Raw genomic sequence first — 13,469 nt, forward strand, 5'->3', positions numbered from 1 at the left:
GCCGCCCGTGACGCGCCGGCCGGAGGTGGCCGCCGCCACGGCGCACATCAGGGCCACGAACGCGGCCGTGGCCCATAGCGACGCCACGATGGCCGCGATCAGCAACGACACCGCACCCAACTGGACCGCGGCACGGACGGCGGCGACCATCACCTGCCGACCGTGGCCCAACTTCCCCACGGTCACGACGGCCGCCGCCACGAGGGTCAACACCACCAACGCGACGCCGAGCTTCGGGCCGACCACCAACATCGTCGAGGGCATGCGGTCAGTCTCCCGCCACCCCGACGGCCAGCGCGCACGACGCCGGGCCGCGTGCGCCGACCGCCCAGGGGATCAGTTCCAGAACATGTCCATGGCGCGCTCGACGTTGACGTAGCCGGCCCTGACGAAGGCGTCCGCCATGGGCAGGTCGCCCAGGTCGGTGGCCGCACGGAGGCGCGGGACGGCCTCGTCGGCCGGGATGCGGGTGCCCTCGGTGGCCGTACCGGGGGCGGTCACGCGTCCGCCCGACCGGTGCGGTCGTAGGTCAGGAAGAGCGCGCCGCTGCCGAGGACGACATGGTCCGTCAGCTCCCAGGTGCGCGGCTCGAAGACGGCGCCGCGGCCGAACAGCGGGATGCCGGCGCCGATGGTCAACGGGGCCAGCTTGACCACGAGGCGGTCGATCTCGGGATAGAGGGCGCCGGCCAGGGCGCCGCCGCCGATCACCCAGACATCCCGGCCGTCGTGCCGCTTGAGCTCGCGTACGGTGGCGACCGGGTCCGCGGACAGGACCTCGACGGCCGGGTCCGGGCTCTGCCCCATCGTGCGAGAGAACACCAGGTGGCGCAGGTGCGGGTAGGCGTCGGTGAGGCCGGCCTTCAGCCCCAGCTCGTAGGAGTGACGCCCCTCCAGGACGGTGTCGAACCGGGCGCCCTCGCCGGTGATGCCGAACGCCTCCCGGGCCGGGCCCGGCAGCGTCTCCGGATACTCGGCGACGAGGTGTTGCAGGTAGTCGTCCGGGATCGGCCAGAATCCGCCGGGGCCGGTGGGGTCCGCGCCGTCGGGGCCGGCGATGAAGCCGTCCAGGGTGACGGCGATGTAGTACACGAGCTTGCGCACGGTTGTTTCCTTCTGTTCGGGAAGCTCAGGCGGTGGACGACGGCGTACCGCCCGTGCCGGGTGGGCGTACGGCGCCGTTCTGATGATCACCATCATGCGCAGGCGCGGCCCGGGCTTCAACGCCCGGTTCGGCACGGCTGACGAGCCGGTGACCTAGGCGTTGGCGGGGTCCTCGCCGGCCGCAGGCCGGTAGCAGTCGCTCGCCAGGATCAGGGCGACGCGGTCCCGGCTCGCGGTGGTGGTGAGGCTGATCGTGATTCCGGTGTCGGGGTCACGCATCGACACGGCGCCCCGGGTGCCGTCGGCGAAGGTGCGGTCCTCGGTGATCTCGTAGCCCTGCTGCCGCCACATGTCGCGGATGCGCCCCAGCGTGGCGATCTGGTCGGCGGGCGGGACCGGGAGTCCGGCGAAGCCGCTCAACGTCCACCGTCCGTCGTCGGCGATCTCGCCCCGCTGGCCCTGGCAGGGCGAGGTGTTGGTCCGCCAGGCGTCGAGCGCGACGCCGGCGGTGGTGGCGACGGCCCGGGCGCGAGCCTCGGCCAGGGTGCTCACCTCGGCGGCGGCCTTGGTCTGCAACGAATCGTCCTTTCCTGACGACGAGCCGGGTTCCCCGCCCGCGCAGGCGGTGGCGGGCACCAGCACGGCCGCCACCGCCACGGCGCGCCACCGGGGCGGGCGGTGACGCGAGGTCATAGGGCCTTGCCGTGGTCGAGGGCGGCTGCCTCGTAGTCGCCCACGATGACGGCCGCCTGGGAGCGCAGCATCTGACTGTTCTGCGCCCAGTATCCGCTGTGGCCGGAGGTGTCGACGTGCAGGACGTTGCCGCCGAACTCCGGGTCGTGCGGGGCGGGGCCGTGGATGCCGACGAGACCGTCGACCAACCATTCCCCGACGACGGGTACGCCGTCGAGCCAGCCGATCGTCTCCTCCGGTCGCGCGACGACGGTGTCGTCGGCGGCGGCACCGGCCCACACGTGTCTCGGGTCGATGTTGAACTCGCCGGCGTTCTCGACGCGCATGCCGGGACTGCCGACGGCGATCAGGTCGTCCGCGGCGAGGCCGTCGCCGGTGCTGGCCGCCTCGCCGAGGACGGTCGACCCGTAGCTGTGACCGATGGCGGTGAGGTGGGAGGGACTGTCGTCGTGGGAGGCGCGCAGTCCGTCGACGAAGCCGTCGAGCGCGCGGGCCCCGGCCTCGGACTTGGCCCCGAACACGGCGCTGACGATGTCGAGGTTCACCGACGGGGTGTCGTAGCCGAGCCAGGCCACGACGGAGACGTCGGCGCCGGCGGGGGCAAGCTCGACCGAGGCCTCCCGCAGGTCGTCGGCCCGCCCGATCAGGCCACGGATGTCGTCGAGTTCGGTGCCGACGCCGGGTACGAGGACCGCGGTGTGGGCGGCGGTGTCCGGGTTGCCGATCGCGACCGCCGCCTTCCCGTCGCCCGCCGGATCGAACGAGAGCAGGTAGAGCCGTTCGTGCGGAGCCGCGTTCTCCGCGCCTTCCAGCTTGTCCAGCAGCATGAGCGCGGCGGCGTGCCGCGGGTCGTCCCGGTCGCGGTGCTGGCCCACGTCGTCACCGACGAACGTACGCAGCGCCAGTTGGTTCGCCGCGTCGCGGTCCGTGGCGGGCAGCCCGTCGAGTGCGCCGATCCGCTCCGGGTAGGCGGTGAGGTAGACCTGCCGCTCGTCGTCGGACAGGCCGCTCCACCAGGCGTGCACGTCGGCGGGGCTGCTGCCCGGCGCCGGGATGCTCTCCTCGCTGAGCTGAAGCGCCACGGCGGCGGCGAGGGCGCCGTCGTTGGCCCGGTTGTACTCCCAGGCGAACTGCCCCGGCGCGCCGGCCTTCAGCTGGGTCAGGGCGCGGGCGATCCGGCTGTCGGCCTCGGTGGCCTCGGTGACGATGCGCGTGATGAGCTCGGTGTGGATCGCGGCGTTCTGGACATGCCGACGGTGGATCGTCTCCGCGTCCGGGTCGTGCCTGTCCCCTGCCGCCATCGCCGGCGCGGACACCCGCCCGGCCTCGTCCACGGTCAGTCCGAGGGATCGGGCGGCGCCGACGGCCGACTCCAACCGCCGCTGCAGGTCGCCGAACTCCTCCGCCGCTTCCCGCAACACGCTCGCGGCGGTCCGCGTCTGCAGGCTCGCGACCTCGAACTCGTCGTCGAGCTCGCTGAGCCGGCCCATCGCGGCGCTGGCGGCCGGTCCCTGCCAGCCCGAGGAGCGCAGCGGCCCGGTCAGCTCGGCCCCACACCGCGCCTCCAGCTCCGCGCAGGCCCGCGACAGGTCCGTCCAGGCCTGCGCGACGTCCCGCAGCGGGGCGACGCGCGCCTCGCGCAGGTCCGCGTACGTCACCACCGTGCGGTCACCGCTCGGGGATGTCGAAACGGGCGGCGCTGGCCTCGTCGCTGTAGCGGTAGTCCATCGCGCAGCCCTGCAGAGCGTCGCCGACCTGGGACAGGTAGCGGTCCAACCCGGCCAGGTCGTCCGACCACGACCAGCGCAGCTGCTCCAGCGCCGCCCGGGTCTGCCAGCCGGGCAGCCCGGCGACCGCGGCCCGCGTCTCGTCTCCGACGTCGGACACACCGCGCCGCAGGTCGTCCCGCAGGTCGTCGCACATCCGCGACGCCTTCTCCAGCAACTCCGGCTCGACGTTAAGTTCGATCACTGACTGGCCTCCCGCGAAGATCGATGCGAGCCTACCTACCCGCCCCACGCGCCGCGCGGATCGGTCGACTCAGCCGGTGCCCAGCCCGGCGAGCACGTCGCTGGCGCGCAGCACCGTCCACGGGCGACCGGGCGTGCCGGTCACCGTCACCACCGTCGAGCCCGGCGCGACCGGGGCGGGCGCGGGAACCAGGCGGTCGAGGGCGTCGGGGTCGGCGGCGCCGGCCAGGACCGTGCGGCCGGCCAGGTCGGGCGGTACGCGGATCCCGCCGGTGTCCATCGACGCCGCCGCGCGGACGGCGGACACGTCGGCCGGCACCTCGATGTAGGTGCGGTCCGCGTGGCCGACCAGGATCCGGTCGGCGCGCCCGACCGCGTGCCACGCCAGCAGGTCGAGGACCGTGGTGTGGTGGCCGCCCAGGAAGTGCTCCCACTGGTCGGCGGCCGCCCGGGCGAGCTGGTCACCGTGGCGGTCGACGCTGTGGCCGTAGCCACGGCCGGTCAGGGTCAGGTCGGTCCAGAGCAACCGCCGGGAACGCAGGTCCACGACCATCGGCAGCAGCATCCGGGCGTTGCCGCGCAGGTCGAACCGCTGCGCGACGCGGGCCCCGTCGAACTGCTCGCCCCTGTTGAGGGGCAGCATGACGCCGGCGAGCGCCTCCGTGAGGGCCTCGAACGGCACGGCGTTGTAACTGAGGACGGTCGGCACCGCGTACTGCACGCCGCGCTCGGCGAGACGGGCCAGGTGGAGGTCGAGGAACTCGGTGGCCCCGAGCGGAGCCGGGGCGGAGGTGAGGTCGCCGGAGTGGATCGCGCCGTCGCCGGCGAAACGCAACCGGGTGAAGTCGCAGTGGCCCACCCGCTGCCAGTCCCGGTCGAAGAACACGCAGGACAGGTCGAGGTCGACCCGCGTGGCGCCCGGGTCCTCCCAGTGCAGGAAGAACCGCAACACCTGCGCGCCGGGCAGGGCCCGCACACTGCCCCGGGGCCACCCCGCCAGCTGCGCCGAGGCGGCCCGCTCCCGCGTCGGCGCGGGCACCTCGGCCAGGGCGGCGTCGAGGACGGCCACGTCGAACCGGCCGAGCCGGGCGGCGCGGGCGGTCAACTCGGCGTCGACCAGTTCGCGTACCGCGGTGATCGCCGGCGCCGGCACCGGCGGGCGGCGCTCGGGCTCCGTCCAGGTGGTCACGACGCTGCCGCGGGGATGGAACACCCGCCGGGGCATACCGGGACCGGGACGGCCACCGACGATCCCGGACTCCTCGACGGTGTCGGGCTCCTCGACGGTGCCGCCTCCGGGCGGCGCCTCGGCGGGAGGGGATGCCTCGCCGCCCGGCCGGAGCGCCCCCCGCAGGAAGGCGGGGCCGGCACCGCGCACGCCCCGCGCGACGGCGCGCAGGACGTCGCCCAGGCCGACGGTGAGCACCGGGGCGGCACCCGCCTGCTCGGAGCGGCGGGACCGCGCCGCCGCCCGCGCCCGCGCGGTCGCCGCCAGCTCGACGGCCGTCGCCCGTACCGTCTTGTCGCGGCCGGTCAGTTGAGCCGCCGCCGCGGCGAGCACGCCGGGTGCCACCCGGGCCACGGTCCGGCGCATGGCTGCCTCGACGGCCGCGTACGCCGCCAGATCGTCGCCGGCGACCCGCAGCAGGTGGTCGAGCCGGCGCCACAGCTCGCCCGGACGTTCGGTGAGCAGGCGGGCGGCCTCCGCCGCGTCGTCGCCGGTCAGGGCCTTCTCCACCAGGGACGCGTGGGTCCGCACGCGGACCGTGACCGTGCCGTCGGGGTGCCCGGTCGGCACGAGCCGCCGGGGTTCGCGGGCGCAGGCCGCCACGATGGCCGCGCCGAGGACACCGGCGCGGGCCGCGCGGGTGCCGCGCAGCGCGGCGAAGGCGACGGCCGCCGCCGGGTGCGCGGCCACGTTCTCGTACGGGTGCAGCCGCTCGCCCAGGCGCTTCCAGACGGCCGGATGCCGCCGCAGATCCTCCGCCGCGCCCCCGGCGCCGCAGGCGTCGAGATGAGCGAGAGCCGCACGCCGCAGCGGCCGGGGCAGGGCCCGCACCCGGGTGACCGGCACGACGACGGCGGGCTCGTGGACCGGACGCCAGGCCACGCCCGGAGCCGCGGACTCGTCGTCGCGCCGTGGCAGGACCAGCCCCGGGTCCCCACCCGAGTACGCCCACAGGGTTCGCGCCACGTCCGTCGCGGTCGACCACCGCCGCCGGGCCGCGGCGACCACGTCGCGGTAGCCGGGGGTGCCCGTCGCGGCGTGCAGCGCCCGGGCGACGACCAGCGCGAGGGTCTCCCGCGCGGGCACCACCTCGGGCAACCAGTCGAGGCGGCCCGGCGCGGTGGCGTCCACCAGCACCCCGAGGTCGGCCCGGTCGGACTCGCTCAGCGCGGCGGGCCGGGCGACCAGCTCGTCCCGGAGCCGGACCGCGGCGCCGACCGGGTCGGTCTCGAGCCCGGCGAGGCGCATCGGCAGCGGCGGCGCGGCCGGGACGGGGTGCTCGCCGGCGTCCCCGGCCGACGCACCGGCTCGCCGCGGCGGGCGTCGCGTCGGGGCCGAGGGCGCGACGATGGCAAGGTAGGTGTCGTCCGCCGCCAGCCGGCGGCCGCAGATCGGGCACGCGGTGACCTGCTCCGGCGGGAAGCACGCCGGGCAGACGGGATGGCCGCACGGATCCAGCGGCGCGCCACCGTCCTCGCGGCCGCACAGCACGCAGGGCGCGCCGGGCACGGCGAACAGGTGGGTCAGCAGCCGCCGTACGTAGACCGCCTCGACGTCGCGCGGGGTGTCGGGGAACGAACGGTAGAGCGGCAGCATCGGGCGGTCCGCGCCGACCATCTCGTCGACGGTCGCCAGCAGCCAGTCGGCCCACCGGACCCGCACCGCCGCCGGCAGCCGGGCCGCCGCCGTGCGCAGGTCGTCCCGGAGCAGCCAGCCACGACCGGCCAGATCGGCCTCCAGCGCGGCCACCCAGGCGACACCGTCCGCAGGGGCGGCGCCCGTGCCCACCACCGCGACCCGGCCGGTGCGTCGCAGCAGCACCACAGCCAGCGGATCCATGCTCGCGCCTCCCGTGCGAAGCGGTGGGCGGAGAGTCGCGACGCTAGTTGCCAGGACAGGGTGAGAAGGAAGCACCGCGGGGAGCCGCCCACCGCGGGGAGGATCATACGGGCAGCCACGGCCATCCTCACCCCGATTCCCGGCCAGCACACGCCCGGCTGGCTCGCCAGGGACAACGCCCGCAGGACGGATCGGATTACCCTCGCCGGTATGAGCCGACGCACCGATCCGGTTCCGCGTCCCCTGTGGCGCGATCGCAACTTCGGCGCCTACTGGGCCGCGCAGTCGCTCTCCGCCGCCGGCGACTCGTTCGCCTACATCGCGGTGCCGCTGCTCGTGCTCCACGCGACCGGGTCGGTCGCCCAGATGGGCCTGCTCACGGCCGCGGCCGGTGCCGCGGCCGTCGGCGCGGGGATCTTCGGCGGCGTCCTGGTCGACCGGTACGACAGGCGCAAATTGATGATCACCGCCGACCTGGTCCGGCTGGTGCTCTACGGCCTCATCCCCCTGGCCTGGCTCGGTGGTCCGCAGGTCTGGCTGCTCTTCGTCGTGCTGCCGATCTGCGAGGCCGCGGGCATGGTGTTCCAGGTCGCCGCGGTGACGGCGGTGCGCAACCTCGTCGACCGGCCCCGGATCACCGAGGCCAACGGTCGCCTACAGGCGACGTACGCGGCGGCGGCCGTGCTCGGGCCGCTGCTCGCCGGCGTGGTGTCGGCCCGCTTCGGCGCCACGGCGGCCATCGCCATCAACGCGGCCAGCTTCGCCCTGTCGGCCTTCGGCCTCTGGCTGGTGCGGCTGCGGCGGTCCGACGAGGGTGCGACGGCCGGCGGCGCGGCGGGGCGCGAGGGCCGGCTGGCCGAGTTCCTCGCCGGTGCGCGGTTCCTCTGGCGGCAGCCCGTGCTCCGCTCGCTGACCGTCCTGCTGTCGGTCTTCATCTTCCTGACGTACGGCTTCACCGACGTCCTCGTCTACCACGTCAAGCACGACCTCGGCGGCTCCGACGGCACGGTCGGCACGGTGCTGGGGTTGGCGGCCCTGGGCACGGTCGTCGGGGCGCTGCTGGTGGCGCCGCTGCGCCGCAGGCGTGGCTTCGGCATCACCTGGATCGGCGCGCACGCGGTGTGCGGCCTCGCCATCGTGGGCATCGGCGTCGTCGGGAGCGTACGGGGCGTCACCGTGCTGACCGCGGTCTACCTGTGCGGCGTCAGCGTGGGCGGGATCTGCTCGATGTCGCTGCGCCAGGAGATCACGCCGGATCACCTGCTCGGGCGGGTCACCTCGGCGTTCTGGAGCACGCACTACGCGCTCGGTCCGGCCGGCGCCGCCGTGCTGACCTGGGCGGCGGGCCGCTACGGCGTCACCGCGGTCACTGTCGTCGCGGGAGCGGGGTGCCTCCTGGTCGCGGTCGGCGGGCTGCTCACCCCGATCCGCTGCGCCGGCTCGGAGCCGATGGCCCGCCCGTCGGCGACCCCGCGGCCCGCGACCAGCCAGGCGTCGTGACCTCGGGACGTACCACTCGCACGCCGGCCCCCGCGCGGCACCGACGCAGCCGTGCCGCCACCCTCGCCGGGGGTCAACGGTAGCCCCGCCCGGAGCCGCCGAGCCGGCGCGCCGAGGGTGCCGCCGGGCCCACCGGCCGGCCGACGCGGGCCACGTGCAGCAGGCGCTCCGGCGCCACGCCCAGCAGCGAGCCGAGGGCGTCGCGGGTCGCGGCCGTGTCGATCAGCTGGCTCAGCGGGTGCGCCGCCAGCCCGGCCGCGTGCAGGGTCAGCCACACGCGCGCGAGCACCCGACCGAATTCGACATGTGTCGCGTCGTCCGTCCCGGGCGGTCCGATCAGGACGATCACGGCGCCACCGCGTGCGAGCGGGTTGCCGGACGCCGCCGCGAGGAGCCGGGGCAGGCCCAGCGGGCGCAGGAACGGGTACGCCGCCAGCGCCGCCCGCAACGCGGTCGCCTCGCGCCCGGACAGACCCAGGCACCGGTCGGTGAGCCCGTCGGCGTGGTAGTCCGGGTGCGCCGGCGTGAGCCGCAGCCACGACCGCAGCTCGGCGACCACCGCGGGTTCCGCGTACGTCTGCCGGTCGGCGGTCCTCAGCAGGCGGGCCAGCCGGCCGGCGTCCGGTACGGCCCGGACCGTCCCGCCCGACGCCCGCGCGACGGTGTCGGCGGCGGCCAGCACCTCGGCGTCCGGGCCGGCTGAGAACCGGCCCCGGTGGGTGCGGCGGGTGAGCACCTGCGCCGCGTCGAACGGGGTGTCGTAGCGGTGCGGGGACGCCCGCAGCCAGCCTGCCCGACGGTCGGCGGCACTGTGGTCGGCGACGAAGCGCAGCCGGAGCCCGGCGTCGGCGGCGACGACCAGACAGGTCTCGACGAAGGCGCCCAGGGACAGCCGCAGGTCCCGGCCGGACGGATCGGCCGCCGGCAGGGTGTGCGCCGGTTCCCAGCCGACCCGGACCGCCCCGGGCTGATGGTCGAGGCGCCACGGCTGGGTGTTGTGCGCGCTCGGCGCCCGCCAGCAGAGCGGCGCCAGGGCGCGGAACGCCGCGAGGTCCATCTCTACAGCGCCTTCTCGTAGAAGGTGTACCCGTGCAGGGGCCGGCCGCCCGACGCCCGGTACTGCGCGGCCGAGGCCGGGTTGTCGCGGCCGACGTAGGTGCTGCGCAGCGTGGTGTACCCGCCGGCGTGCAGGTTGCGGCGCAGCGCGGCGGAGAGCAGCCGCTGGTATCCGCGCCCCTGGTACTCGGGCAGCACGCCCTTGACGATCAGCACCGCCTCCCGCCGGTACCGGCGGCGGACCGCCAGCAGCCGGAGCTGGTGGAGCAGGTTGAGGTCGCCCCGGACCCGGACGACGAACTCGCTGATGTCCGGCACGCAGAGCACGAACGCCACGGGCCGCCCGGCCCTGGTCAGGTAGAGCAGCAGCGACTCGTCCAGCAGGTACGCGAGCCCGTCGGTCTGCCGGCGCAGCTGCGCGGCGGAGATCTCGGTGTAGTAGCCGAGCTGGGCGAAGGACGCGTTGAGCATCCCGCGCAGCAGTTCGAGCTGCTCGGCGAGGCGCCGGACGTCGCCCCGGTGCACCCGCAGCTCCGCGCCGTCGGGGTCGGTGCCGGGCTGGTCGGTGCCAGGTTCGTCGGCGCCGGGCTCGTCGTCGCCGGCGGGGACCGGGCAGATCCAGGTGTCCGACTCGAACCGCCGCCGGAACCCGTACGACTCGTAGGCGGTCACGTACCGGGGCGGGTTCCAGGCGCTGTCGATGAAGCCCCGGTCGGCGTACCCGGAGGTGATGACGCCGCCCGCCTGGTTGGGCAGCAACGCCACCGGCCCGAAGAGCGCGTCCCGGTCGCCGGCGGCGCGGGCGGCCGCGACGATCGCCTCGAACAGCGGTCGCGCCGCCGCCTCGGTGAACTCGGTGAGCCCGAAGAGCTGACACCGCCGGCCGAGCTTGGCGTCGAGGGCGGCGTCGGTGTGCAGGGTGGTGCGCCCGACGACCGCACCGGTTCCGCCGTCGCGCAGCACGTACATCGGCACGCCGTCGCGCCACCACCGCCGTACCTGCTGGCGCGAGGGCGGCACGAAGCGCGGCTCACCGGCGTACACCCGGTCGGTGAGCGCCAGGAACTCGCGCAGGCCGCGCCGGTCGACGACCCGCTCCAGGCCGCGCGGGGCGGTCATCGCCGCACCGCCGGCCCCACCGTCTCCGAGCCCAGCGGAGTGAACGTCTCGATGTGCCCCAACTCGGTGGACTCGGCCCGCCACAGGCCGTTGGAGTAGCCGTCGGGTTCGGCGGTGAAGAGCCGGATGAAGCCCGCGGTGGCGTTGCGGTCGCCGTCGGTGAGCCAGACCATCAGCTTGCGGTGGTGGCGGGAGCGGGCGAAGCGCATCAGTGCCTCGCGGTCGGTAAAGAACGCGACGGTGCCGAGGGTGAACGGGAACTCCCAGTACACCCGGTGCCAGCGGTATCCGGACATGCGGCGCATGTCGCGGACCATCCGGCGCCAGGCCGGAAAGAGCCGCAGGATCGCCAGCGGCCCGCGGTAGCGGGTGGCGCCGAAGAACATGGCGCCGGCCTGGGCCCGCGCGGGGGCGCGGGAGAAGTCACGGGTACGCATCGCTCAGCCCTTCAGGTAGACGTTCTTGATCTTCTGCTGTCCGGCGAACGGGCCGGCGTCCGGTTCGTGCAGCTCGATGCGGAGATCACCGGCCGTCGGGTCCTCGGTCAGCGACTGCGCGAAGTCGCGGGAGACGGCCGCCAGGTGTCCGCGTACCCCGCTGCGGCAGGCGGCGGCGAGAGCCTCGCGGTCCGACCCGGACAGTGGGCGGCGCAGTTCCAGGTGGACCACGGGCCGGGTCTCCAGCGCGGCGTCCTCGGCCAGCGACAGGCAGAACCGGCTGATCTCGGCGGCGTACGGGTTGTCGGCGTAGAGGCCGTACTCCACGTCCTGGGGGTAGAGGTTGGCGCCCAGGTACGACACCGTCGAGTCGCGCCGGCCGAACAGCAGCAGCACCGGCAGGGTCATCCGCTCGCTGGCCAGCGCCGCGCGGCACTCGGCCCAGCGCCGCGGGTCGCCGCGGACCAGGTCGAGGATCCGTCGGTACCCGACGAGCAGCGCCTCGTCGCCGACGTTGTACCGCAGCCGTGGTTGCAGGACGTCGGGTCCGGTGATCGTGCAGAGCAGTTCCCGGCGCTCGTTGGTCTCCAGGTAGGTGGCCAGCGGGTTGTACTGGAACGCCATCGGCAACCGCTGCTCGTCGGCGCCGAGCAGTGCCGCCCGCAGCTCGGGGTCGTCACGCAGGCGCCGCCGCAGCCACACGGTGAACCGGGTCTCCGCGCCGATGCCGATGGTCAGGTCCGAAGCGCCGTACGCCGACCGGACCCGCAGGAACCGCTCCTCCAGGTAGGCGCGCAACGCCTCCGTCATCGCCTCTCCCCCGCAGCTGGCGAAGATGCGGTGGCGCGACCAGTCGAAGCCCTCGGCGTCGAGCCGGTCGCGCAGGTGCTTGAGGAACGGCGGGTACGCGGTCACCAGGTAGTCGAAGTCCGGGCCGAACTCGCGAAGCGTGTCGACGATCTTGCCGAGGTCCGGGCCGGTGTTCTTGACCACCGCGATCCGGGCCATCGCGGCGCCGGTCGTCGTCCCGGTCGCCCACGCGCCCATCGAGTAGGCGTTGATGACGAACGGACGACGCATCGGGAAGACCAGGCTGGTGTAGCCGACGATGTCGCGGTGCACCGCGCGCAGCTCGCGCTCGCCCCGGGGCCAGTTGAAGGGCCGGCCCGACGAGCCGGCCGACTCGTCGACCACCACGCCCCGCTCCGGCAGTCGTCCGCCCCGGCAGCGCCGGGCCGCGTCGAAGGGGACGACGTAGCTCACCTTGTCGGTCTCCGGGAAGTCCCGCAGCCGGCGGCGGGACCCGGCCGGTCGGGCGCGCAGGAAGGCGCGGTACGCCGGGACGTCCAGCGCGGCGAGCGCGCAACCGGCGCGCGCGTTCGCCGCCGCGAGCAGGTCCAGTGCCCGGTGGTGCCGCCGGGCCGACCACCGCCACGAGGCGGGATGGCTGCCGGCGAGCCGCACCGCCGCCCCGATCAACCGACCGGAGATCGTCAGACGTGCCCGTCGCCAGCGCTCGCCGGCCGTCAGACGTGGTGCCGTGAGAAAGGACGGATCAGCGTATCGATGCAGCGTCTCGGCCATGTCAGAATCCTCGGCGCCGCCGACCGAGGATGCCTGAGCTGTCGCACCGGTCGGCGCTGAGTACCCGCACCCAGCTCGATCCGGGCGCCGGCCCCTACCCGAGGTGGGTGCAGTGGGCGACCGTGGCGTCGTCCGGGACCGGCGCATCGGGGCCACCGCGGGCGCGGTCCTCGGCCTGCCGGACGCGGCGGATGATCTCGGCCGGGCCGTGCGCGCCGAGCAGGTCCGCCACGCCGGACCAGTCGGTCAGGCCGTACGGGCTGACGATGCGGCTCGCGCCGTTGCTGAGCAGCGCGACGCCGTTGAGGTCGTCGAGGGGCCGGCTGCCGGTCACCGCCTCCTCCGCCGCGCGCGGATCGTCCTTGGCGATCCAGTAGCCGCCCGGCTGGTTCCGACGCGCCCGCAGCGCCTCCACGCAGGAGTCCCGGATGCGGTCGTACTCCCGGGTTCCCCTGGGGACGCCGTCCAGGGGCGCCGAGCAGACCCGCCTGGCGGTGACCTCGCGCTCGTCGGTGCGGACCTGCGGGCCGCCGCGGACCTGGTCGAGGACGAGGAAGGAGTCCGCGAGCAGGAGGTGGTCCAGGCGACCCCGGTGCGCGCGGACGATCACCACGGTCGCCTGCGGGCTGCCGGGGTTCGTGAGGTCGCAGGTGTCGCGGTGCTCGGCGGCTGTCTCGTCGATCGCGCTGGCGAGGATCGCCGCGAGGTGCCGCCCGTCGTCGCGCGACAGCCGGCCGAGCAGCGCGCCGCCGAGGCGGTGCGTGTACCAGGCGACACCGTGGGAGCAGATCGACTCCGTGCCCGGGATGCCGGCGCCGTCCAGCAGCACGGCGGCGCCGGGGACCGCGCCGACGAAGTCCTCGTTCGGCCTGCCGGCCCTACCGGCGCTGGTCGCCATGCTGACGTGCACTCGCGGGCTCCTCCCGGTCGCCCGGCCCGC

General features: G+C 75.0%; 13 protein-coding genes. 1 reads left to right on the plus strand and 12 read right to left on the minus strand.

The features are described from left to right. From F6X68_RS01975 to F6X68_RS02000, 7 genes are all read right to left on the minus strand, one after another. Nucleotides 1–264 (minus strand): ABC transporter permease (locus F6X68_RS01975; RefSeq protein ID WP_225851918.1); only part of this gene is annotated, 264 nt, incomplete at its 3' end. 72 nt (nt 265–336) lie between these two features. Further along, nucleotides 337–501, minus strand: coding sequence for a hypothetical protein (locus F6X68_RS33360; RefSeq protein WP_192581235.1), 165 nt, complete (start codon nt 499–501; stop codon nt 337–339). Then, entirely contained in the window at nt 498–1,103 is a 606-nt protein-coding gene (locus tag F6X68_RS01980) for a dihydrofolate reductase family protein (RefSeq protein ID WP_151452615.1), read from the minus strand. Before F6X68_RS01980 ends, F6X68_RS33360 begins: the two co-directional genes overlap by 4 nt. A gap of 153 nt (nt 1,104–1,256) precedes the next feature. Beyond that, nucleotides 1,257–1,796, minus strand: coding sequence for a hypothetical protein (locus tag F6X68_RS01985; RefSeq protein ID WP_151452616.1), 540 nt, complete (start codon nt 1,794–1,796; stop codon nt 1,257–1,259). After that, nucleotides 1,793–3,454: an alpha/beta hydrolase gene (locus F6X68_RS01990; protein ID WP_225851920.1), complete on the minus strand. Its 1,662-nt coding sequence runs from the start codon at nt 3,452–3,454 to the stop codon at nt 1,793–1,795. Before F6X68_RS01990 ends, F6X68_RS01985 begins: the two co-directional genes overlap by 4 nt. 10 nt (nt 3,455–3,464) lie before the next feature. Continuing rightward, the gene (locus F6X68_RS01995; protein WP_151452618.1) at nt 3,465–3,767 is read right to left on the minus strand and encodes a hypothetical protein; all 303 of its coding nucleotides are present in this window, start codon (nt 3,765–3,767) and stop codon (nt 3,465–3,467) included. Nucleotides 3,768–3,836: 69 nt separating this feature from the next. Next, entirely contained in the window at nt 3,837–6,833 is a 2,997-nt protein-coding gene (locus F6X68_RS02000; RefSeq protein ID WP_151452619.1) for an MXAN_6230/SCO0854 family RING domain-containing protein, read from the minus strand. Between the two features lie 210 nt (nt 6,834–7,043). On the opposite strand from F6X68_RS02000, the gene F6X68_RS02005 reads away from it, so the two are divergent. Beyond that, entirely contained in the window at nt 7,044–8,333 is a 1,290-nt protein-coding gene (locus F6X68_RS02005; protein ID WP_151452620.1) for an MFS transporter, read from the plus strand. Nucleotides 8,334–8,406: 73 nt separating this feature from the next. Here F6X68_RS02005 and F6X68_RS02010 read toward each other — a convergent pair whose 3' ends face one another. The 5 genes from F6X68_RS02010 to F6X68_RS02030 form a co-directional block, all read right to left on the minus strand. Continuing rightward, the gene (locus tag F6X68_RS02010) at nt 8,407–9,390 is read right to left on the minus strand and encodes a nitroreductase (protein ID WP_151452621.1); all 984 of its coding nucleotides are present in this window, start codon (nt 9,388–9,390) and stop codon (nt 8,407–8,409) included. A gap of 2 nt (nt 9,391–9,392) precedes the next feature. Beyond that, entirely contained in the window at nt 9,393–10,508 is a 1,116-nt protein-coding gene (locus tag F6X68_RS02015) for a hypothetical protein (protein WP_151452622.1), read from the minus strand. Continuing rightward, a complete protein-coding gene (locus tag F6X68_RS02020; RefSeq protein WP_132239827.1) occupies nt 10,505–10,945 on the minus strand; it encodes a DUF4188 domain-containing protein in 441 nt (146 codons plus the stop codon). The genes F6X68_RS02015 and F6X68_RS02020 overlap by 4 nt, the downstream gene beginning before the upstream one ends. Nucleotides 10,946–10,948: 3 nt before the next feature. After that, nucleotides 10,949–12,424, minus strand: a complete 1,476-nt coding sequence (locus tag F6X68_RS02025) for a phenylacetate--CoA ligase family protein (RefSeq protein WP_225851921.1) — start codon at nt 12,422–12,424, stop codon at nt 10,949–10,951. 199 nt (nt 12,425–12,623) lie between these two features. Then, the gene (locus F6X68_RS02030) at nt 12,624–13,439 is read right to left on the minus strand and encodes a hypothetical protein (RefSeq protein WP_192581236.1); all 816 of its coding nucleotides are present in this window, start codon (nt 13,437–13,439) and stop codon (nt 12,624–12,626) included. Nucleotides 13,440–13,469 lie beyond the last annotated feature (30 nt).

Source organism: Micromonospora sp. AMSO12t (genome assembly GCF_008806585.1).
Taxonomy (GTDB): Bacteria; Actinomycetota; Actinomycetes; order Mycobacteriales; family Micromonosporaceae; genus Micromonospora; species Micromonospora reichwaldensis.